The sequence below is a fragment of the Nonomuraea sp. NPDC054003 genome, assembly GCF_055585125.1.
This window is the reverse complement of the sequence record NZ_JBVJKR010000005.1, coordinates 1-21,329: the sequence shown is the minus strand read 5'-3', so window position 1 is coordinate 21,329 and position 21,329 is coordinate 1. Positions and strand designations below refer to the sequence as shown.

General features: G+C 72.5%; 17 protein-coding genes and 1 pseudogene. 7 read left to right on the top strand and 11 right to left on the bottom strand.

Annotated features, from left to right (window positions below):
- The first annotated feature begins 150 nt into the window (after positions 1 to 150).
- Positions 151 to 2,208 carry an ATP-binding protein gene (locus ACZ6YG_RS13820; protein ID WP_466018179.1) on the top strand — a complete coding sequence of 686 codons (2,058 nt, stop codon included), beginning with the start codon at positions 151 to 153 and terminating at the stop codon, positions 2,206 to 2,208.
- Here ACZ6YG_RS13820 and ACZ6YG_RS13815 read toward each other — a convergent pair.
- Positions 2,114 to 3,253 (bottom strand): acyltransferase family protein, encoded by a 1,140-nt coding sequence (locus tag ACZ6YG_RS13815; RefSeq protein ID WP_466018178.1) that lies wholly within the window; start codon positions 3,251 to 3,253, stop codon positions 2,114 to 2,116. The genes ACZ6YG_RS13820 and ACZ6YG_RS13815 overlap by 95 nt on opposite strands.
- A gap of 154 nt (positions 3,254 to 3,407) precedes the next feature.
- Here ACZ6YG_RS13815 and ACZ6YG_RS13810 point away from each other — a divergent pair, with 154 nt between their 5' ends.
- Entirely contained in the window at positions 3,408 to 4,124 is a 717-nt protein-coding gene (locus ACZ6YG_RS13810) for a lytic polysaccharide monooxygenase auxiliary activity family 9 protein (RefSeq protein WP_466018177.1), read from the top strand.
- A gap of 11 nt (positions 4,125 to 4,135) precedes the next feature.
- Here ACZ6YG_RS13810 and ACZ6YG_RS13805 read toward each other — a convergent pair whose 3' ends face one another.
- From ACZ6YG_RS13805 to ACZ6YG_RS13785, 5 genes are read right to left on the bottom strand one after another with little or no spacing between them, the layout of a single operon-like run.
- Positions 4,136 to 5,125 (bottom strand): glycoside hydrolase family 43 protein, encoded by a 990-nt coding sequence (locus ACZ6YG_RS13805; protein ID WP_271280401.1) that lies wholly within the window; start codon positions 5,123 to 5,125, stop codon positions 4,136 to 4,138.
- A complete protein-coding gene (gene arfA, locus ACZ6YG_RS13800; RefSeq protein WP_466018176.1) occupies positions 5,122 to 6,615 on the bottom strand; it encodes an arabinosylfuranosidase ArfA in 1,494 nt (497 codons plus the stop codon). The genes ACZ6YG_RS13805 and arfA overlap by 4 nt, the downstream gene beginning before the upstream one ends.
- A 28-nt stretch (positions 6,616 to 6,643) precedes the next feature.
- Entirely contained in the window at positions 6,644 to 7,471 is an 828-nt protein-coding gene (locus ACZ6YG_RS13795; RefSeq protein ID WP_466018175.1) for a carbohydrate ABC transporter permease, read from the bottom strand.
- Positions 7,468 to 8,349, bottom strand: a complete 882-nt coding sequence (locus ACZ6YG_RS13790; RefSeq protein WP_219547751.1) for a carbohydrate ABC transporter permease — start codon at positions 8,347 to 8,349, stop codon at positions 7,468 to 7,470. Before ACZ6YG_RS13790 ends, ACZ6YG_RS13795 begins: the two co-directional genes overlap by 4 nt.
- Positions 8,350 to 8,398: 49 nt before the next feature.
- A complete protein-coding gene (locus ACZ6YG_RS13785) occupies positions 8,399 to 9,748 on the bottom strand; it encodes an ABC transporter substrate-binding protein (protein WP_466018174.1) in 1,350 nt (449 codons plus the stop codon).
- A gap of 81 nt (positions 9,749 to 9,829) precedes the next feature.
- On the opposite strand from ACZ6YG_RS13785, the pseudogene ACZ6YG_RS13780 reads away from it, so the two are divergent.
- Positions 9,830 to 10,861 (top strand): annotated as a pseudogene (locus ACZ6YG_RS13780) (LacI family DNA-binding transcriptional regulator); the annotation flags it as partial.
- 20 nt (positions 10,862 to 10,881) lie between these two features.
- On the opposite strand, the gene ACZ6YG_RS13775 reads toward ACZ6YG_RS13780, so the two are convergent.
- Positions 10,882 to 12,612: an ROK family transcriptional regulator gene (locus ACZ6YG_RS13775; protein WP_466018173.1), complete on the bottom strand. Its 1,731-nt coding sequence runs from the start codon at positions 12,610 to 12,612 to the stop codon at positions 10,882 to 10,884.
- A gap of 509 nt (positions 12,613 to 13,121) precedes the next feature.
- A complete protein-coding gene (gene xylB, locus ACZ6YG_RS13770; RefSeq protein WP_219547746.1) occupies positions 13,122 to 14,534 on the bottom strand; it encodes a xylulokinase in 1,413 nt (470 codons plus the stop codon).
- Between the two features lie 77 nt (positions 14,535 to 14,611).
- Here xylB and xylA point away from each other — a divergent pair, with 77 nt between their 5' ends.
- From xylA to ACZ6YG_RS13755, 3 genes are all read left to right on the top strand, one after another.
- Positions 14,612 to 15,787, top strand: a complete 1,176-nt coding sequence (xylA, locus tag ACZ6YG_RS13765; protein WP_148031333.1) for a xylose isomerase — start codon at positions 14,612 to 14,614, stop codon at positions 15,785 to 15,787.
- 249 nt (positions 15,788 to 16,036) lie between these two features.
- Positions 16,037 to 16,348, top strand: a complete 312-nt coding sequence (locus ACZ6YG_RS13760) for an STAS domain-containing protein (RefSeq protein ID WP_219547742.1) — start codon at positions 16,037 to 16,039, stop codon at positions 16,346 to 16,348.
- Positions 16,349 to 16,577: 229 nt separating this feature from the next.
- On the top strand, positions 16,578 to 17,534 hold the full coding sequence (locus ACZ6YG_RS13755; protein ID WP_466018172.1) for a CAP domain-containing protein: 957 nt from the start codon (positions 16,578 to 16,580) through the stop codon (positions 17,532 to 17,534).
- A gap of 115 nt (positions 17,535 to 17,649) precedes the next feature.
- Here ACZ6YG_RS13755 and ACZ6YG_RS13750 read toward each other — a convergent pair whose 3' ends face one another.
- Entirely contained in the window at positions 17,650 to 18,813 is a 1,164-nt protein-coding gene (locus tag ACZ6YG_RS13750) for a pyridoxal phosphate-dependent aminotransferase (protein ID WP_219547738.1), read from the bottom strand.
- A 134-nt stretch (positions 18,814 to 18,947) separates the two neighbouring features.
- On the opposite strand from ACZ6YG_RS13750, the gene ACZ6YG_RS13745 reads away from it, so the two are divergent.
- Positions 18,948 to 19,700, top strand: a complete 753-nt coding sequence (locus ACZ6YG_RS13745) for a carbon-nitrogen hydrolase family protein (protein ID WP_187281134.1) — start codon at positions 18,948 to 18,950, stop codon at positions 19,698 to 19,700.
- Between the two features lie 48 nt (positions 19,701 to 19,748).
- On the opposite strand, the gene ACZ6YG_RS13740 is transcribed toward ACZ6YG_RS13745, so the two are convergent.
- Both ACZ6YG_RS13740 and ACZ6YG_RS13735 read right to left on the bottom strand, forming a co-directional pair.
- Positions 19,749 to 20,225, bottom strand: coding sequence for a hypothetical protein (locus ACZ6YG_RS13740; protein WP_219547734.1), 477 nt, complete (start codon positions 20,223 to 20,225; stop codon positions 19,749 to 19,751).
- 126 nt (positions 20,226 to 20,351) lie between these two features.
- Positions 20,352 to 21,158 (bottom strand): hypothetical protein, encoded by an 807-nt coding sequence (locus tag ACZ6YG_RS13735; protein WP_466018171.1) that lies wholly within the window; start codon positions 21,156 to 21,158, stop codon positions 20,352 to 20,354.
- Positions 21,159 to 21,329: the final 171 nt, after the last annotated feature.

Sequence of the window (21,329 nt, the reverse complement as noted above, 5' to 3'; positions counted from 1 at the left end):
TGGGTACCAGAACTGCAACGTCTCTAAGACTAGCACGGCCCCGCGCGTGCTCGGCCAACATGACTCGCGAGCAAATTCTGTTGAATTTTTCACGTTTGACGATCTGTATTAGCCGGACCTTGTCAAGATCACACAGCTATCGTGGCCCGCATGTTATCGGGTCCTGAGGCGGATTTCTCGTCACTGGGGCAGCGCCTGGAGGCCGCCCGTGACCGCGCGTTCGTGGGGCGGGAGGAGGAGCAGGCCCTCTTCCGATCCGCGCTCGGCACGGACCGCTCGTTCATGGTCCTGTTCGTGCACGGCTCGGGCGGCATCGGCAAGTCGGCGCTGCTGCGCCGGTTCGCCGCAGAGGCCGCCGCGGCGGGCCGTCCGGTGGTGACGGTGGACGGGCACACCGTCGACCCGTCGCCCGGCGGCTTCGAGGCCGAGGCCGGGCAGGTGCTGACCGTGGAGCGCGGGGTGCTCCTGGTCGACACGTTCGAGCGGTGCCAGGGCCTGGAGGGCTGGCTGCGCGAGAGGTTCCTGCCGCGGGTGCCGGCGGGAGCCCTCGTCGTGGTCGCCGGGCGCAACCCGCCCGACCTGCGCTGGCAGGCCGACCCCGGCTGGGCCGAGGTGCTGCGGGTGATCCGGCTGCGCACGCTCGCGCCGCAGGAGGCGATGGCGCTGATCGACGCCCGCGGGGTGGCGGCGGACCTGCGCGAGCCCCTGCTGGCCTTCGCGGGAGGCCACCCGCTGGCGCTGTGCCTGGGCGCGGCCGTCGCCGCCAAGGACGAGCGGGCCTCGGCCCGCTGGACCCTGGACAAGGACATCCCGGAGGAGCTCGCCGAGACGCTGCTGGACCAGCTCGTCGGCGAGGTGCCCTCGGCGGCCCACCGCCATGCCCTGGAGGTGTGCGCCCACGCCCACGCCACCACCGAGGAGCTGCTGCGCGCGGTGCTGCCCGACCATCCGAAGCCGCTGTTCGACTGGCTGCGGCGGCTGCCGTTCATCGAGTCGGGCCGGCACGGCCTGTTCCCGCACGACGTGGTGCGCGACGCGCTGGAGGCGGACCTGCGCTGGCGCGACCCCGAGGGGTACGCGGACATGCACCACCGCATCCACGCCCACCTGGCCGCGCAGGTGCGGGCCGCCGCAGGGCAGGACACGCTGACGGCCATGGGCTCGCTGTTCTTCCTGCACCGCCACGACGGGGTGACCTCGAAGTTCCAGAACTGGCGCGGCGACGGCGAGGTGCACGAGGAGGCCTTCAACCCCGAGGACCGCGACGAGGTCCTGCGGATGGCCGCCGAGGCCGAGGGCGAGGCGTCGGCCTCGGACGCCGCTTACTGGATCGACCGGCAGCCGGAGGGGTTCTGGGTGCACCGGCGCACCGAGACCGGCGAGCCGGTCGCGCTCATGTCGTGGGTGCGGGTGAGCGGCCCGGCCGAGCCGGACGCCGACTGCCCGCTCATCGCGGCGGCGTGGCGGCACGTGGAGGAGACCGCGCCGCCGCGGCCCGGCGAGCACATCGCGCTGGCCCGCGCCTGGGTGCTGCCCCCCTTCCACGGCAGGTCGCCGGTCATGGACCTGGTGCAGTGGCGCGCGGTGGGCGAGTGCCTGCGCTCCGACCGGCTGGCCTGGACGTTCCTGGTCATGCGGGACCCGGACTCGTGGCGGCGCTACCTGGGCCACTACGACATGCACGACCTGGGCGTCCGCATCCCGCTGGGACGCGAGACGTTCGGCCTGTTCGCGCACGACTGGCGCACCATCACGCCGGAGGCCTGGCTGGAGCGGATGAGCACGCGCGGGCTGGGCCTGCGCAGGCCCGCGTCCCCGCAGGGCAAGGAGCTCGCGGTGCTGGCGCGTACGGACTTCGACGCGGCGGTACGCGACGCGCTACGGAACGTGTCGCGGCCGGACGCGCTGGCGGGCAACGCGCTGGCCCGGTGCCGGCTGGTCGCCGTGCACCCCGAGCGCGACCCCGCGCGGGCCGTGCGCGACCTGCTGGAACAGGCGGTCGAGCAGGTGCGGCAGGACCCGCGCGCGGACCGCTTCCACCGGGCGCTGGCCACCACGTACTTCGGCCGCGTCCCCACGCAGGAGGCCGCGGCCGAGAGGCTGGGGCTGCCGTTCAGTACCTACCGGCGGCATCTGGCGGCCGGACTGGAACGGGTGGCGGAGATCCTGTGGCACCAGGAGGTGTTCGGGGCCCGGCCAGACGCCTGACCAGTGGGGCGGCGGGCCGCTCCACCCAGCGGTGCACGGCGTGGGCGGCCAGGCACATGACCGCGACCAGCGCCGCCAGCAGCACCCACCGGTCCACGACGTCGCCGGTCCGCTCGATGACGACGAAGCCGATGTGACCGTGCAGCAGGTAGAGCGGGTAGGTGAGCGCTCCCGCCGTCACCAGCCAGGGCCGGGCGAGCGGCCGCAGCGCGCGCACCGCGACCAGCGTCATGACCAGGAACGCCGCCGCGATCACGATCGCGATCACCCACGGATCGTACTCGGCCCCGTACCGCCGCCCGACGGCGTCGGCGTACCCGATGCCGCGGTACACCGCGTTGGCCAGGCAGAGCGGCACGAGGAGCAGCGTCTGCCAGGTGACCCCGAACTGGTACACCATGAACAGCGCCATGCCGGCGATGAAGTAGTGCGCGAACTCCGACTGCACGACCAGGTCGGCGACTCCCGGCAGCACCCCGGCCTGGACCAGGGCGGTCATGGCCAGCCACCCCCACAGCATGGCCATGACCCGGCCCCTGGTCATCCCCACCCAGGCGAACGCCAGGATGAGGAAGTAGAACCGCATCTCGGCCCAGAGCGTCCAGTAGACGACGTCCACGTTCGGCACGTCGGCCACCGACTGGAACATGGTCAGGTTGGCCAGCACCTGGACCGGCGAGACCTCGAACATGCCCTGGCCGAGCGTCACCGTCACCAGCGCGGTCACGGCCACGCCCAGCCAGTAGGCCGGGTAGAGCCGGGCCAGCCGGGAGGCGGCGAACGCGCGCGGGCTCTTGCCCCAGGCGCTCATCAGCACCACGAAGCCGCTGATGAGGAAGAAGAGGTCCACGCCCAGGTAGCCGTACTGGGTCAGACCGGAGATCTCCGGATACGTGATCGTCGTCGTGCCGCCCACCGGCCCGGAGAACGTGTAGTGGAAGAGCACCACGCACAGCGCCGCCGCCAGCCGTAACCCGTCGAGTTCGTACAGCCGGTCCGCCTTGCGGTGCCGGCTCTCGTACGCCTTGTCCCGCCCCCTGTTCACCCGGCGAGCATGCGCCGGGGCATTGCTCACTCAACAGGTCGTTCTACGCTCATTAACTGCTCAATGTCCCCTTTACGCCATGGGCCTGAACTGCCCGGGGCCCGGCGGCGTACCTCTGAGCGCAGGGTGTCGCCGGAGGAGGAGGTCGGCCGAGGTGCGTCAGCGGATCGCCGGAGTGGCCGTCGCGGTGCTGGGATTGTGGGCGACCGGCTCCCACGGGGCGCTGGAGGAGCCCGTCAGCCGGGCGGCGGCCTGCGGGGCGGAGGGGGCGCCGCGGGAGCCGGCGTGCGCCGCCGCGGCTGCGGCGAGCGGCGGCGGCCTGCCGGACGCGTGGGACGACCTGCGGGTGGCGGACGTCGGCGGGCGGGATCGCGAGGTGATCCCCGACGGCAGGCTGTGCAGCGGCGGGCTCGACGCCTACCGGGGCCTGGACCTGCCGCGCGCCGACTGGCCCGCCACCACGCTCGTGCGGGGCGGCGACCTCACCTTCAGGTACCGGGGCACGATCCCGCACCGGGGCAGTTTCCACCTGTACGTGACGGCTGACGGTTACGACCCCGCCCGGCCGCTCGGCTGGGACGACCTGGAGCCGCGCCCGTTCGTGGAGGCGACCGACCCGCCGATGCGGGACGGCTCATACGTCATGGAGGGCCGCCTGCCCGCGGGCAAGACGGGGCGTCACCTGATCTACACGGTCTGGCGCAACACCGACACTCCGGACACGTACTACTCGTGCTCGGACGTGGTGTTCACGATCGCCGCGAAGCCGCCGGACGGGGCCGCCGGCCTGCCCTGGCTGGCGGGCGGCGGCCTGCTCGCGCTGGCGGGCGGGCTGGCGCTGCTGGCCCGCCGCCAGGACAGAAGACGCTAGGCCGGCCCACCTTAGGCGGGGTGGGGCTGGGGGGTCGCGGTGGGGCCGCGCACGATCGGCTTGCCGTCTTCCCAGTCGACCCGGTCCAGCCAGAGCCGCCGCCCCGGCTCCACGCTGCCGATCGCGCCCGGCGGCCAGGCGTGGTAGAGCAGCCAGGTCTGCCCGCCCGGCGTCGTCACCAGGTAGCTGTGGCCGGGCCCTTCCGCCCCCTCGCCGCTGGACAGGATCGGGTTCTCGAGGGCGTCGTGGCAGGGGCCGAGCGGGGTGTCGCAGGTGGCGTACCCGACCGCGTACGCGGCGGCGTCGAAGGCGTTGGCCGAGTAGAACAGGTAGTAGCGGCCCTCGTGGCGGACGAGCTGGGGCGCCTCGACGACCTTGCCGTGCCAGGCTGCGGTGTTCGCCAGCAGCCGCACCCGCTCCCCTTCGAGGCCGAGCCCGTCGGGGGTGAGGCGCTGCCCGTACAGCCAGGTGGTCTCCCCGATCGCGTTGCCGTCGTTCTTCCAGTAGAGGTAGAGCGCGCCGTCGGCGTCGCGGAACGGGCTGGCGTCGATGGAGCCGCCCTCGCCGGCCTGGCAGACGAGCGGGGTGCCGGAGTCGTCCCTGAACGGCCCCTCCGGGCGGGCAGCGGTGGCGACGCCGACGCACTGGCGGCCGGTCCCGGCGGCGCGGGCCGTGTAGTAGAGGGCGAACCGGTCGCCGGTCACCTGGATCGCCTCCGGCGCCCAGGTGTGGCCCGGCTCGGCCCACGAGCCGAGCTCGGGCAGCACGTCGCCGCGGGGCGTCCAGGTCACCAGGTCGGGCGAGGTGAGCAGGGGCACGTTCGCGCCGCCCCCGTTGGTCCCGTACGCGTACCACGTCGCGCCCACCCGGAGGGCGCCCGGGTCGGGGAAGTTCGCGTCGTGGACCGGGTTGGTGAAGGTCATGCTCTCTCCCGTGGGGGTTGCCGTCGAACAGGCGGCCAGCAGGCACAGGAGCGCGCCCGCCAGGACGCGGGGGTTCATGCCCGGCGCCCCAGTCTGACCATTGTCCAGGAGGCCGGGGGAAGCACCGCGGTGAGCGTCCCGCCGTCGGCCTTCACGCCGTCGAGCGGCCGGGGCCGCACCTCCTCGGCGGGGCCGCCCACCCGGTGCGGGTCGTCCTCGGCGAGGGTGCACGCCTCGACGACGCGGTCCGCGTGCACGTCCCGCAGGTCGGCGGTCATCTCCAGCGGCCGGTCCAGCGACCGGTTGACGGCGAACAGCGTCACCCCGTCCTCGTCGAGCGTGGCCACCGCGGACAGCTGCGGCACCTCGCCGTGCCGCCCGGTGTCGAGCGACGGCGACACCGGCTCGACGCGCAGCACCTCGCCGCGCGCGTGCCGGGCGGTCAGCGCGAACGGGTGGAAGATGCTCTGCCGCCAGGCGGGGCCGCCGGGTTCGGTGCGGATGGGCGCGATGATGTTGGCGAGCTGCGCCTGGCAGGCGACCGCCACCCGGTCGGCGTGCCGCAGCAGCGTGATGAGGAGGTCGCCGACGACGACGGCGTCGGCGGCGGTGTAGGTGTCCTCGATGAGGCGCGGCGCCTCCTCGAACGGCTCCCGCTCGCGGCCGTGGTAGTCGGCCTGGTTCCACACGTTCCACTCGTCGAAGGACAGGTCGATCCGCTTGCGGGTGCGCTGCTTGGCGGCGACGTGGTCGGCGGTGGCGACCACCGAGGAGATGAACCGGTCCATGTCGGCCGCGCTGGCCAGGAAGCCGGGCAGGTCGCCGTCCTCCTCGTAGTACGCGTGCAGCGACAGGTAGTCGACGGCGTCGTAGGCGTGCTCCAGCACGGTCGCCTCCCAGCCGCCGAACGTCGGCATCCGGCTGTTGGAGCTGCCGCAGAGCACCAGCCGCACGTCCGGGTCGACGAGCCGCATGGCCCGCGCCGTCTCGTTGGCGAGCCGGCCGTACTCGTCCGCGGTCTTGTGGCCGACCTGCCACGGCCCGTCCATCTCGTTGCCCAGGCACCACAGCCGGATCCCGTACGGGTCGGGCCTGCCGTGCTCGGCCCGCAGGTCGGACAGGCGGGTGCCGCCGGGGTGGTTGGCGTACTCCAGCAGGTCGCACGCCTCCTGGATGCCGCGGGTGCCGAGGTTGACCGCCATCATCGGCTCCACCCCGGCGGCCCGCGTCCAGGTCATGAACTCGTCGAGGCCGAACCGGTTGGTCTCGATCTGCCGCCAGGCCAGGTCCAGCCGGGTGGGCCGGTCGGCGACCGGGCCGACGCCGTCCTCCCAGCGGTAGCCGGAGACGAAGTTGCCGCCGGGGTACCGTACGACGCTCACCCCCAGCTCGCGGGTCAGCTCCAGCACGTCGGCGCGGAAGCCGTGCTCGTCGGCGGTCGGATGGCCGGGTTCGAAGATCCCGGTGTAGACGCAGCGGCCCATGTGCTCGACGAACGAGCCGAACAGGCGCCTGCCGACCGGGGCGATGGTGAAGTCGCGGTCCAGGGTCAGCCGTGCGGTCTCCACGTAAACAGCTCCTTGAAATGCGGACGGGTCAGCCCTTGAGGCCCGACCGGGACACGCCCTCGATGACGTAGCGCTGGGCGATGACGAACAGGACGAGGACGGGGACGCTGGCGAGCACCGCGCCCGCCATGATCACCGGATAGTCGATGGTGTAGGCGCCCTGCAGGATGGACAGCCCCGGCGGCAGCGTGAACTGGTCCGGGCTGAACAGCACGTAGATGGGCCAGATGAACTCGTTCCAGTTGCTCAGGAAGGTGAGCACCGCCAGCGTGGCCAGCGCGGGCCGGGCCAGCGGCAGCACGATGCGCAGGAAGATCTGCAGGTGGTTGGCGCCCTCCAGGGTGGCGGCCTCCTCCAGCTCGGGCGGCAGCGACAGGAAGAACTGGCGCAGGAAGAACACCCCGAACGCGCTGGCAGCGCCGGGCACGATGAGCGCCCACGGGCTGTCGAGCCAGCCGAGCTGGTCCACGACGAGGAAGTTCGGGATGAGCAGCGTGAAGCTCGGCACCAGCAGCGTGCCCACGATGATCCCGAACAGCAGGCCGCGGCCGCGGAACTCCAGCCGGGCCAGGGCGTAGGCGGCGGTGGAGGCGACCACCAGCACGAGCACGGTCTGCCCGGTGGCGGCGACCATGCTGTTGAGGAACCAGCGCAGCACCGGCGTCTCGCTGGTGCCCTCGGCCAGCGTCCCGTAGGCGCCGGTGCTCCACTTCTCGGGCACGAACGTGGGCGGGATCCGGGTCGCCTCGACGTTGGTCTTGAGCGAGGTGAGCAGCATCCACAGCAGCGGCACGATCACGATCGCGGCGAAGCCGACGAGCATGACGTACCAGGCGGACGCCTTCAGCGTCTTCATGACCTGCTCCTGAAGATCCGGAAGTTGATCACGCTGACCACGATGAGGGCGAGGGTGAGCACGTAGCTCATGGCGGCGGCGCTGCCCATCCGGTAGTCGACGAGACCCTCCTGGGCGATGTACATGATCGCGGTGCGGGTCTCGATCCCGGGCGCGCCCTGGGTGACCAGCAGCGCCTGGCCGAACATGTTGGCCGAGGCCAGGATCGTCACGGTGGTGACGAACACCGCCACCGGCCGCAGCCCTGGCAGGGTGACGTGCACGAACCGCTGCCAGGCGCCCGCCCCGTCCACGGACGCGGCGTCGTACAGCTCGCGCGGGATGTCCTGCAGCCCGGCCAGGTAGATGACGGCGTTGAAGCCGAGCGTCCACCACACCGTGATGCCGATCAGCGACACCCACGCCCACGGCAGGTCGGTCGTCCACGGGATGTCCAGGCCGAACAGGTGGTTGACGAAGCCCAGGTTCGGGTCGAGCAGGATGCGCCACATGACGCCGATGACCGCGACGCCGAGCACGAACGGCAGGAAGAACACCGCGCGGAAGAACGTCCGGCCGGGGAAGCGCCGGTTCAGGATCATCGCCACCCCGAGCGGCAGCACCACCAGCGGCGGCACGCTGCCGAGGGTGAAGACGCCGGTGGCCTTCATCGAGGTCCAGAAGTTGTCGTGCACCGGCGAGTCCGGGTCGAACAGCGCCGCGTAGTTGTCCAGCCCGACGAACGGCTTGCCGGGCAGCAGGTAGTCCCACTCGTGCAGGCTGATGTAGAGGCCGTACACCGCCGGCACGGCCACGAACAGGCAGAACAGCAGCAGGTACGGGCTCAGGAAGAACAGCGGCGTGAGCCGCCCGCGCCTGCGCACGGGGGGCGCCGTCATGCCTCCCCCGACCGGTGCGGGCCGCCGGATGCGTACGTCCACCACGGGATCAGCCGCCGTACTTCTTGCGGTTCTGCTCCAGGAGCTTGTCGGCCTTGGTCACGGCGTCCGACAGGGCGGCCGCCGGCTCCTTCTTGAGCAGGATCGCGCTGTTGACGGCGGTGTCGATGAGCGGGCTGACGTCGGCGACGCCCGCGACCGGCGGCGGGAAGAACAGGTGGTCGATCTGGGAGCCGATGGTCGCCTGCTCCTTCAGCGCCTGGAACTCGGCGCTCTCCCTGATCGCCTTGCGGGCGGGGACCTGGCCGCCCTTGGCCCACTCCAGGGAGTGGCGGCTGATCCAGTTGATGAACACCTTGGCCGCGGTGAGCTTGTCGTCGTCCTGGCTGCGCTGCTTGAACACCACGAACTGGTGCGAGCCCGCCCACGCCGCCGGCTGGGAGCCGATCTGCGGCAGCGGCGCGACGCCCCACTCCAGGCCCTCGACCTCGTTGAGGGTGTTGATGGTCCAGATGCCGTTCCAGTTGAAGGCGGCCTTGCCGTTCTTCAGCGCGATGACGTCGGCGTCCTGGCCCACGTTCTTCGGGCTGTAGCCCTTCTTGACCAGGTCGACGAGCCAGGTCAGGGCCTGCACGCCGGCGTCCCCGCCGAACATGGCCTTGGAGGCGTCGTCGTTGAAGAGCGTGCCGCCGCGCTGGTAGAGGAGGCTGGTGAACTGGAACGTGCCGGTGAACGGGAACGGGGTCGCCCAGTGTCCCTGCACGCCGGCCTTCTTCAGCTCCTCCAGCGCGGCCAGGTAGTCGCCGGCGGTCTGCGGCGGCTTCTCCGGGTCGAGGCCGGCCTCCCGCATGACGGTCTTGTTGTAGAACATGCCGAGCGGGTGCACGTCCAGCGGGATGGCGTACCGGCCGCCCTTGTAGGTGCCTGCCTGCCAGACCGGCGGGGAGAAGTCGGCCTCGGCGAGCTGGAGCGAGGCGGCCAGGTCGTCCAGCGGCAGCACGATCTGGCGGGCGGCGTTGGTCGCCACGCTGTCGACGTGCATGATGCCCAGGTCGGGGCCCTGTCCCGCGGTGACCGCGGCGGGCACCTTCGCGTAGTAGTCCGCCCACTGGTAGACGTTCATCGTCACCTTGATGTTGGGGTGCTCGCCGTTGAACTGGTCCACGAGCTTCTTCATGTACGGGCCGTCGCCGCCGGTGAAGCCGTTCCAGAAGGACAGGGTCACGTTCGGGCCCGTGTAGGCGGTCGGGGCGGCGGAGGCGGGGCCGGATCGGCGGGCCGCGGGGCCGGCGGGACCGCCGCCTCCGCCGCAGGCCGCGAGGAGCAGGGCGGTGCCGGCGCCGGCGCCGAGGCCGAGCAGGCCGCGGCGGGTGAGGGTGTGGGTAGACGTCTCGGTCATCACGATCACTTCCCCAACGGTGGTGAGATGACCGCATTTCTACATCGATGAATCCAACGTTGTAAACAGGAGGAGACTGAAGTGTTACATCGTTGGAAACCCGGCTATAGTGCCTCTGTGCAGCCACGACTGAAGGACGTCGCCGAGCTCGCCGGAGTGTCGATCAAGACGGTCTCCAACGTCGTCAACGGCTACCCGTTCGTCAAACCGGAGACCCGCGAGCGGGTGGAGCGGGCCATCGCCGAGCTGAACTACCGGCCCAACCTGACCGCGCGCAACCTGCGGCAGGGCCGGTCGGGAGTGATCGCGCTGGCGGTGCCCGACCTGGACATCCCCTACTTCGCCGAGCTGGCCACCAACGTGATCACCGCCGCGGACCGGCACGGCTGGACCGTGCTCATCGACCAGACGCAGGGCGACCGGGCCAAGGAGCGCCTGGTCGTGTCGGGCATCCGGGCCCACCTCATCGACGGCCTGCTGTTCAGCCCGCTCGCGCTCACCGCCGCCGACCTCGCCCAGCGCGCCGACCACACGCCGATGGTGCTGCTCGGCGAGCGGATCGGCCGGCGGCGCACCGCGTACGACCATGTCTGCATCGACAACGTGGCCGCGGCGCAAGAGGCCACCTCGCACCTGACCGGGCTGGGCAGGCGCCGCATCGCGGCGATAGGCGCGCGCCAGGCCGCGTCCGGGGCGACGGCGCGGCTGCGGCTGCGCGGCTACCGGCAGGCGCTGGCCGCCGCCGGGCTCGCGGAGGACCCCGCGCTGGTCGTGCCCGTGGACGCCTTCCACCGCGCGGACGGGGCCCGGGCGATGGCCGATCTGCTGGACTCCGGGGCCGGGCCGGACGCGGTCTTCTGCTTCAACGACACGCTCGCCCTGGGCGCGCTGCGCACGCTGCTGTCGCGCGGGGTGCGGGTGCCGGACGACATCGCGCTGTTCGGCTTCGACGACATCGAGGACGGGCGGTTCTCCACCCCGTCGCTGTCGACCATCGCGCCCGACCGCGCGGGCATCGCCCAGACGGCCGTCGACCTGCTCGCCGGCCTCCTGGCGGGCCCGGCTCCCGACCGGCGCCCCCAGGAGGTGTGCGCCTCCCACACGCTGATCGCCCGGGAGAGCACCCTCGGGGTTCAGGCCCAGAGCGCGGCCGGGTCCTCCAGCACCGAGCGCACCGTGGCCAGCGCCGCTCCCAGCAGCGGCCCGCGCCTCCCCAGCTCCGACACGGTCAGCGCCTCCGGGTCCCACTCCCGTACGGTCACCCGCGCGGCCAGCTCCCGCCGTATCGGCGGCACCAGCCACTCCCCCAGCTCCGCATAGGCCCCGCCGAGCACCACGGCGGCCGGGTCGAGCAGATTCACCGCCCCGGCCAGCGCCGTCCCCAGCGCCCTCCCGGCCTCCTCCAGCGCCGCCACCACCCGCGCGTCCCCCTCCCGCGCCCGCGCCGCCAGCAACCCGATCCCATCGGGACCAGGCATCCGTCCACCCCATCCGCCAGACCGCTCTTGGATCCCCGCCCCAGGCGCATCGGGATCGACCAGGAGGCCGGCCACAGGTATTCCGGGATCAGAGGAAACCGCCGGAAGCCCCGCTATGGGCGCATCGGGATCGGAGGGATCCGCCGGAGTGCCCCCGCTCCCGCAAGGCGTCGCCGGAGGGCCACCGGAACCGGGAGGAGCCGCTTGCTGCCTTGCCGGGGCGGCACCCAAGTCGGCTGAATGGGCCGTCGTCCGAGCTTCTAGCCCGGGGGTGACGGGTGCCGGGGTGACCGGTGCGGGGGCGGCGGACGCGGGGGTGCCGGGTGCGGACGTGGCAGGCGCTGACGTGGTGGCGGGAGTGGAGGTGGCGGACGCGGACGTAGCAGGCGCGGACGCAGCAGGCGCGGACGCAGCAGGCGCGGACGCAGCAGGCGCGGACGTGGTGGACGCGAGGGAAACCGGCGCGGTGGAGGCGGGCACGGTGGAGGCCGGCGTGGAGGTGGGGGGCGTGGAGGTAGTGAGGGAGGGGGTGGTGGTGGGGGCGGAAGGGGAAGGGAGGCCGGCGGTGCGGAGGACGGCGGCTTTGGCGGCGTACTGTTCCAGGCAGCCGCGGGCGCCGCAGGAGCAGGGCGGGCCGTCGGGGTGGACAGGCATGTGGCCCAGTTCGCCAGCAAGGCCGCGTGCGCCGGTGAAGAGGCGGCCGCCCACCACCAGGGCGGCGCCGATGCCGCTCTCCGCCGAGACGTGGATGAAGTCGGACGCCACCGGGTGCGCCCAGAGCTCGGCGAGCGCCCCCAGGTTGGCCTCGTTCTCGACCCGCGGCGGCAGCGCGCCCGGCCACAGGTCCGCCACGGGGACGTCGTGCCAGCCCAGGTTGGGGGCGCTCCCGACGGTGCCGGAGGCGTCGGCGACCAGACCGGGCACGGCCATCACCGCCGCCACCGGCCGCAACCCCAGCCCGGCCACGTCTGCCGTCGCGTCGTCGGCGAGCGCGGATAGCCGGGCGAGCACCTCGGCGGGCGGCAGAGCGGCGTTCGGGCTGTCCACCACCGTCCAGGCGCGTACCTGGCCGCGCAGGTCGGTCACGCACACGCCCAGGTGCTCGACGCCGACCTCCAGCCCGAGCCCGGCGGGACCCCGGTCGCTGACCATGAGCGCGCTGCCCGGCCGCCCGACCCGCCCGTTGGCGGCCGGTCCCAGCTCGGTCAGCAGCCCGGCGGCGAGCAGCTCGTCGACCAGGCTCGACACGGCCGCCCTGGTCAACCCGGTGTGCCCGGCGACGGCCGCCCTGGACACCGGGCCGCGCCCGGCGACGGTGCCCATGACCAGGGCCAGGTTGTGCTGCCGCATGCTCCGCTGCGACGCGGGCCGCGTCCCGCCTCTCACCCCGGACCTCCCCCGAACAACGCCCTCACCTGACCGACCACCCCCAACGGCGCAAACCGTACCGAAGCGCCAACCAAACAGCCGGGCCCGCCCACCAAAAACCCAAACCAACGCTCACCCGCGCGTCACCCTCGATCACACAGACCCAAGAACCGGACCGGGGAGCGTACTCGGTGCGGGCGGAAAACCGGGAGTGGGGAGCGCCCGACCCGCCCCACACAGCCCGCGCCAAAGACCAAGACCGGCGGGCATCCCCAGCACTGCCCCCGTCTCACTGACCGAAGGACCAGAGCAGGGAACGTACGCGGCCCGGACCAGGGAGCGTACGCGCCGTGGCCGGGGACAGCCTGCGAGGGCTCCCGGCGTGGTCAGCAGGTCTCCGCGCCGGTACAGGAGGGGAAGCCGGACCAGGGAGGGTGCGGGGGTCGGGTACGAGGGGCCGGGGGAAGGGGCGCATGGCGGTTCTCTCGGATCAGAGCCGGTGGGGACGCATGGCGGTTCTTCCGACATCAGAGCCGGGTGAAGAGCTGGCCGGCGCGGGGCAGGGTGCCGGCGATGCGTTCCACCGCCGCGACGTCCCGGGGCACCGGCTCCAGGAGCTCGCCGCGGGCCGTGCCCCAGCGGCGGGCGACCGCGTCCGGGGCCTCGCCCGTGAGGAGGGCCGCGGCCTGGGCGGCGGCGCCGAGGGCGACGAGCTCGGCCGCCGCCGGCACCAGCACCGGCCGCCCGGACAGGCGCAGGATCGTCTGCCGCCAGGCGGCGCCCCTGGCGCCGCCGCCGATGAGCAGCAGCGGCGTGGCCGGGTCGGGCCGCTCGCCGCCGGCGCGCAGCACGTCGTCGAGCGCCGCCAGCAGGGCCGCGGCGGCGCCGTCGTAGGCGGCCTGCAGCACCTGCCCGGCGGTGGTGTCGTGACGCAGCCCGTACACGAGCCCGGCGGCGTGCGGCAGGTTGGGGGTCCGCTCGCCGTCGAGGAACGGCAGCACGACGGCGTCGCCGCCCGGCTCGACCGCCTCCCGATCCCGGCCGAGCAGGGCGGCGATCTTGTCGATGGCCTGGGTGCAGTTGAGCGTGCAGGCCAGCGGCAGCCAGTTGTCCAGCGCGTCGGCGAACCCGGCGACGATGCCGGTCGGGTCCTCGGGGTGCTGCCGGGTGACGGCGTAGACGGTGCCGGAGGTGCCGAGGCTGAGCACCGGGGTGCCGGGTTCGAGGCCGAGGCCGAGCGCGGCGGCCATGTTGTCGCCGGTGCCCGAGGCGACGAGGGTGCCCTCGGGCAGCGGCCCGCCCGCCCGTACGGTGCCCGCCCGCCCCGAGACGACCCTGGGCAGGAGCGCCGGGTCGAGCCCGATGTCGCGCAGCAGGTCCGTGTCGTACCCCTGGGGCGTCCACCAGCCGGTGCCGGAGGCGTCGCCGCGGTCGGTGACGCCCTCGCCGGTCAGGCGCTCGGTGAGGTAGTCGTGCGGCAGCCGGACGGCCGCGGCCCGCGCGGCGTGGTGCGGCTCGTTCTCGCGCAGCCACAGCCACTTGGAGATGGTGAACGCCGCCGTCGGCACGCTGCCGGTGCGCCGGGCGAGCGTCTCGGGGCCGTACTTGTCGGCCAGCGCGGCCGCCTGCCCGGCGGAGCGGACGTCGTTCCAGAGCAGGGCGGGCCGGACGGGCGCGCCGGACTCGTCGAGGGTGACCAGGCCGTGCTGCTGGCCGCCGACGGAGACCGCGCCGGCCCGGCCGGCCCAGCCGGTCTGCTCGACGGCCGCGCACAGCGCCCGCCACCACTGCTCCGGGTCGCTCTCGCGGCCCGCGCCCGAGGTCACGCTGTGCGGGGCTCGGCCTTCTCCCACGATCGCGCCGGTGTCCACGTCCACGGCGACGGCCTTCGCCGACTGGGTGGAGCTGTCGATGCCGATGACGACGCGCTGTGCCGACATGGTGCCTCCCGGTTGTGGGCTTCCCTACCGCGCTCCCGCATATTAATTTGTTTTTTGCCCTTACGAATAGGAGTCCGATGACTGACAGCCTCACTCCCCGCCCGGAGCACAAGTTCTCGTTCGGCCTGTGGACCGTCGGATGGCAGGGCCGCGACCCGTTCGGCGACGCCACCCGCCCCCCGCTGGACCCGGTGGAGAGCGTCAACCGCCTCGCCGAGCTGGGCGCGTACGGCGTGACCTTCCACGACGACGACCTCATCCCGTTCGGTTCGACCGACGCCGAGCGCGAAGGCCACGTCAAGCGCTTCCGCCAGGCGCTGGACGCGGCCGGCCTCGTGGTGCCGATGGCGACCACCAACCTGTTCACGCACCCGGTCTTCAAGGACGGCGCGTTCACCGCGAACGACCGCGACGTGCGCCGCTACGCGCTGCGCAAGACCATCCGCAACATCGACCTCGCCGTCGAGCTGGGCGCCAAGGTGTACGTGGCGTGGGGCGGGCGCGAGGGCGCCGAGTCCGGCGCGGCCAAGGACGTGCGGGTGGCCCTGGACCGGCTCAAGGAGGCGTTCGACCTGCTCGGCGAGTACGTGCTCGGCCAGGGGTACGATCTGCGCTTCGCGGTCGAGCCCAAGCCGAACGAGCCGCGCGGCGACATCCTGCTGCCCACCGTGGGCCACGCGCTGGCGTTCATCGAGGAGCTCGCCCATCCCGAGCTGGTCGGCGTCAACCCCGAGACCGGCCACGAGCAGATGGCCGGGCTCAACTTCACCCACGGCATCGCCCAGGCGCTGTGGCACGGCAAGCTCTTCCACATCGACCTGAACGGCCAGACCGGCGTCAAGTACGACCAGGACCTGCGGTTCGGCGCCGGCAACCTGCGCGACGCGTTCTGGGTGGTGGACCTGCTGGAGACCGGCGGATACACCGGCCCGCGGCACTTCGACTTCAAGCCGCCGCGCACCGAGGACATCGACGGCGTGTGGGCCTCGGCGGCCGGGAACATGCGGACGTACCTGCTGCTGAAGGAGCGCGCGGCGGCGTTCCGCGCGGACCCGGAGGTGCAGGAGGCGTTGCGGGCGGCCCGGCTGGACGACCTGGCCCGCCCGACGCTGGCGGACGGGGAGTCGCTGGCGGACCTGCTGGCCGACCGCACCGCCTTCGAGGAGTTCGACGCGGACGCGGCGGGCGGCCGCGGCATGGCGTTCGAGCGCCTGGACCAGCTGGCGATGGACCACCTGCTCGGCGCCCGCTGACCGGCCGCCCGGCCGTCCCCGCACACGCCGCCGCCCCCGCCCGCACCTCGCCGGGCGGGGGCGGCGGCGTCCCTCCGCACGATCGACCGGCAGCCCGCCGTAGCGGCGCGGAGGTCCCGATGATAGACAGCGGTGGGGGAAGCCCGGCGTGGACGCCGCGCCGGGCCGGTTCGACCGGACGCGGCCGAGTATGGCAGCGTACGGGCAAGCAGGCGAGGCTCGCCCAGGCTCCGAGGAGGCGAACGCGACATGGACGTGGTTTCGGTGGGCGAGGTCACGGACGGGACGCTGACCGTGGTGCTGCGCGGCGACATCGACTTCACGAACGCCGCGCGGGTGCGGGAGACGATCTCCTCCGCGGTGACGGCGCGGCGGCCCCGCGCGGTGCGGGTCGAGATGGGCGAGGTGACGTTCCTCGACTCCTCCGGCGTCGGCGTGCTGGTCGACGCCATGAAGTCGGCGTGGGAGGTCGAGGCCGGGTTCAGGGTGGTCAACCCGACCCCCCGGGTCTTCGACCAGCTCAGGATCGCCGGGCTCCTGGACGCCTTCGGGCTCGGCTGACCGGCCTCCGCGCGGGCCGGTGGCCGCGCGTTCGACAGCGGCAGTGGTGAACCGAGTCCCACCTGTCCGCGTATCCCCATGAGAAGGGGCCTCTCGCAGGCGTCCCAGACGCCTGAGAGGCCCCTTTGGTTTACACAAATATCCGGTTTTTGGTGACAAAGGCGAGACGGACTCGGCAGAATGCGGAATCCATCCAGCCTCTCTACCGCAAACTGGAAGGAATCCCCCCATGCGCAGACCCTTAGGGGTACTCGCTTGCCTCGTGGGCGCGGCCGCGCTCTCGGCACCCGTCGCCACGGCGAACGCCGCGACGGTGCCCCAGTCGGCCTGCCGCGTCTCCGTGACCAAGCCGCGTCTCGCCGACGACGGCAAGATCCGGGCGACCGCCGCCCTGCGCGGCTGCTACACCTACGGCACGGTACGAGTGCGCATCCTGCGAGCGGTGCCGGGCAAGGACCGGATCCTCAAGAGCGGCGCCGACCGGGGCCGCAGCCCTCGCGTCACCGTCGCGATGGCGTGCGCGCCGGGCACGTACTACGCCGTCGCCACCGACTACCGCGGCCACGCGGGCAAGTCCCGGGCGGTCCGCGTGAAGGAGTGCGACCTGGCCGCCACGCCGGTCCCCACCGCGACGAGGACTCCCCAGCCCGCTCCGACGGCCACCCGCACCGCCACGCAGGCGCCGAGGCCGACGCCCACCCAGACCCGCACGGCGACGCAGACGCCCAGGCCGACCCCCACCCGCACCGCCACCCAGGCTCCCCAGCCCACCACGACCTCGTCGCCCGGCACCGTGGGCACGGCCGAGGAGAACGAGGTCGTCCGCCTCACCAACGCCGAGCGCGCCAAGGGCGGCTGCCAGGCGCTCAAGCACGACCCGCAGCTCAACAAGGCCGCCGCCGGGCACTCCTCGGACATGGCCAGGAACGGCTACTTCAGCCACACCTCGCAGGACGGCCGCTCGTTCATGGACCGCATCCGGCAGGCCGGCTTCACCGGCGGGCGCGGCTGGGCCGAGAACATCGCCATGGGCCAGCGCACGCCGGCCGACGTGGTCAAGGCCTGGATGAACAGCTCGGGTCACCGGGCCAACATCATGAACTGCTCGTACAACCTGATCGGCGTCGGCGCCGTGAAGAACTCCTCGGGCCAGATCTACTGGACCCAGAACTTCGCCGCCCGCTGACAGCCTGCTGAGCTTCTCCTCACGCGGCGTGTGGAGGAGACCGCGGCGCCTCGCGACTCCCACCGCGGGGCGCCGCGGCATGTCAGCCGCCGCGCCCCCAGACCTACCAGGCCTGTCAGGCCGACAGCGAGTTCGGGTGACGGTGGTGCACCCCGATCACCGGCACCTCGTGCAGGCTCCCCGAGTAGAGGAACTGGGTCATGCCGACCAGCAGCCGCCGCACGTCCTCCTGAGGGCGCACCACCAGGCGCAGGAACTGGCTGGTGGTGCCCAGCTTGTTGCCGCACTCGCGGACGTACACGCCGTGCTCGGCCAGCAGGTGGTCGCGCAGCGGCACCCCGTCGAAGCCGGACGGCAGCTTCACCAGCAGGAAGTTGCCCTGCGACGGGAACACCGTCAGCTCCGGCATGCACGACAGCTGGTGGTACATGGCGCGCCGGTCCTGGGCGAGGCGCCGCAGGCTCTCCTGGTACTCGCCCATGCACTGCTTCATCATGAACACGACCACCTCGGCGAACGAGTTCAGGTTCCACTTGGGCAGCGCGTCCGCGATCTTCCCGGCCAGCGCCGGGTTGGCGACCAGGTAGCCGAAGCGGATGCCGTGCAGCCCGAAGTTCTTGCCGAGGCTGCGCAGCACGATCACGTTCGGCCGCACCGCCGCCTCCGCCGCCACCCCGGGGTAGGGCTCGGCGTCCACGAAGTCGCCGAACGACTCGTCCACGATCACCAGGTCGAGGTCGATGAGCTGGTCGAGCAGGTGCAGCACCTCGTGCTTGGGCAGGTAGCCGCCGTCGGGGTTGTTCGGGTTGCAGATGACCGCGACGCGGGAGCCGCGGGTACGGATGAACGACACGTAGTCGTTGACGTTGAGCGCGAAGCCCCGGCTCTCCAGCAGCGGATACATGTCGACCCGCTTGCCGGTCTCCATCGGCTGGTCGGTCCAGCGGCCGAAGGTGGGGATGGGGATCGCCAGGCTCTCCCGCACCAGCAGGTGGTCGATCCAGGTGATCAGCTCGGTGGAGCCGTTGCCCATGGCCACGGTCTTGGGGTGGAGCCCCATCGTGGCCGCCAGTTCGGCGGTGATGGTGTCTGCGCCGCTCGGGTAGAACTTCAGGATCGTCTCCAGGTTCCTCCCCAGGTGCTCGAAGATCTCCGGCGTGGGGAAGTACGGGTTGCACGGGATGCAGAAGTCCACCGGCGGGCGCTGGCCGTCGGAGCCGCGCAGCAACGAGAAGTACGAAGGGCTGTGCGCCTGGGCACGCAAAAGGCTGAGCTCCACGACACCTCCATGGCACCTGAACAGAACGTGAGAAGGTACGCGCCAGGGCAGACCCGGGTTCAGCGGGGGGACGGCCCGAGGCCGCCTCGGGGCCGCCTGGCATGATGCGAGGAAAACCCCGAAGGAGCGGATTCGTGCGGATCCTCCTCGTCCAGCCCGCCCGCTGGTCCCCCGACGGCCACGCGAACCTCACCGCCGTCGAGACGCTGCTGGCCGGCGCTCCGCCCGCCGACCTGGTGGTGCTCCCCGAACTGGCCGGCTCCGAGCTGCCGCGGCGGGAGTACCTGGAGCGGCTGCGCGGCCTGGCGGCACGGGCCCGCGCCGCCGTCGTGGGCGGCTCCCACTACGCGCCCGCCGGCGCCGGCAAGGTCAACCAGGGTCTGGCGGTCTCCGCGGCCGGCGAGGTGCTCGCCGGGTACGGCAAGTTCCACCCGTACGGGGTCGAGCGGGACGACGGGGTCGTGCCCGCGCCGATCGGGGACGGCTTCGAGGTGGCCGGCCGCCGGGTGCGGGTGCTGCTCTGCGCCGACCTGTGGTACTCGGGGAGCCTGGCGGGCCCGCCTGCCGACGTGGTGGTGGTGCCCGCGTTCTCGGTGACGCAGTGGCCCACGCCCGGCCCGGCGCGCAGCCTGTGGGAGCACATGAGCGTGGCGCGGGCGTACGAGTTCATGACGTACGTGGCGGTCAGCGACTGGCATCACGAGGCCGGGTACCACGGGCAGCCCTGCGCCGGGGTGACCGGTCTGGCGAACCCGTCGCCGGCTGACGGAGCGGGGTTCTTCACCGCCCAGCCGTCGGCCGCCGTCGCCGCGTACGAGCTGGACTTCGAGCGGCTGGGCAGGTTCCGCCGCAACCGGGCCGACCGGAGCTTCGCCTTTACAAAGTAGATCGCCCGGTCGCCCCGCGAGGGGGGACCGGGCGACATCGTGCGTTTCTCAGTGGCGGTGACGGTGGCCGAGGACCTTCACCCAGTCGGTGCCCTCGGAGGGCGCCAGGTGGCGGGAGCCTTCGAAGACCCCGCGCCAGGTGCCGGACGTGCGGGCCCTGACCTTGGTGTGGAAGGAGCCGTCACGGTAGGTCTTGACCGTGTCGACGTGCTCCCACCTGCCGCTGCCGGCCGGCTTGAAGAGGATGACGATCCGCTTCCAGCCGAGGTGGTGCCAGGTGCCCGTCTCGTCGCAGTGGTCGGCGTGGTGGACCGACACGAAGCCGTCGATGTAGTCCTCGTCGCACTTCACCGAGAGCTTGCCCTTGACCGACAGCGGCTGACCGCGCCACGCGGGCTCGGGGTTGACGTCGATCTGCAGGCGCGTGCGGCCCCCGTCGTCGGCCATCGCGGGGGTGGCCGTGCCGGCGAGCACCGCGGCGCCCATGGCGGCCGCCGCCACTCCGGCGGCGAGTCGTCGCATCATGAAAGTGACTTCCTTCCCCGTAGGAGGACGCGCCCCACGACAGGGCGCGTCAACGCCAATGACGCGTAAGGGTAAGGAAAAGTTGCGGTAAAGCCGATCACGATTCCGCAACGCCGCCGGCTGTCCCTACAACTGGTGGATCTTCGAGTCGTCCTCGGCCTGCTGACCGTTCCCGGGGTAGCGGACCCGCCACTCGCCGTCCTCCCGGCCGGGCACGGTGCGCGAGAAGCCGCCCTGGCCGTCGGTGACGGCCTCGGCCGCGCGTTCCCAGCCGTCCGACGCGTCCCGCCGCCACAGGATCTCGACCCGCTGCTCGCGGAACGGCAGGAATCCGGCGTAGCCGCGCGGATCCAGCCTCTTCAGGCGGCCGCTCACCCGCACGCCCGCACCGTCGCGCTCCGCCTTCACGGCCGCCAGCCTGGTCTCCCGCCTGAGCTGGAACGAGGCGTACTCGGTCCGCTCCGCTCCCCCTTCGCCCCTGGCGGTCACGGTCACGGTCCAGGTGCCGGCCGGATAGAAGCGGTTGAGCCGCTTGTCGGGCAGGAACCGCCAGGTCTGCCAGCCGTCGGTGACCAGGCGCGAGGCCATCGTGGCCGCGATGGACCCGCTCGACTTGGGCTCGCCGGGCCCGTCCTGGGGGAACCGGCCTTCCTCGCGCTCGTCCGCGGCGGGCGGCCGGACCGGCCGGCGGCTGTCGAGCACCGGCCCCGGCGGAGCGCCCGGCTCGACCTCGACGACGACCCCGTGCCGCCCGCTCACTCCCCTGGCGACCACGTCGATCACCAGACGGACGGAGTCCTCGGCCCCGACGACGGGCGCGGCGGGCCGTACGTCGATCTCCCTGATGACGGGCTCGTCCTCGGCGGCGGACGCCGGAGCGGGCACGCTCAGCGCCGCCGCCGCGAACGAGGCGAGAAGTAGGCATCTGATCATGCGCAAGACGGTAGGAACCGCTCGGCCATGACCGGGGCCACGACACACGCCCCTGATGGCAAAACCGGCTCAGTCGGTTAGCGTCCACGGGAGTGGTGTACGGGTTTGAACCCGTTCGTCACCTTGGCGCCCGTAAGGGAAGATCGATGTGACATGAGGGCGGCCACTCCG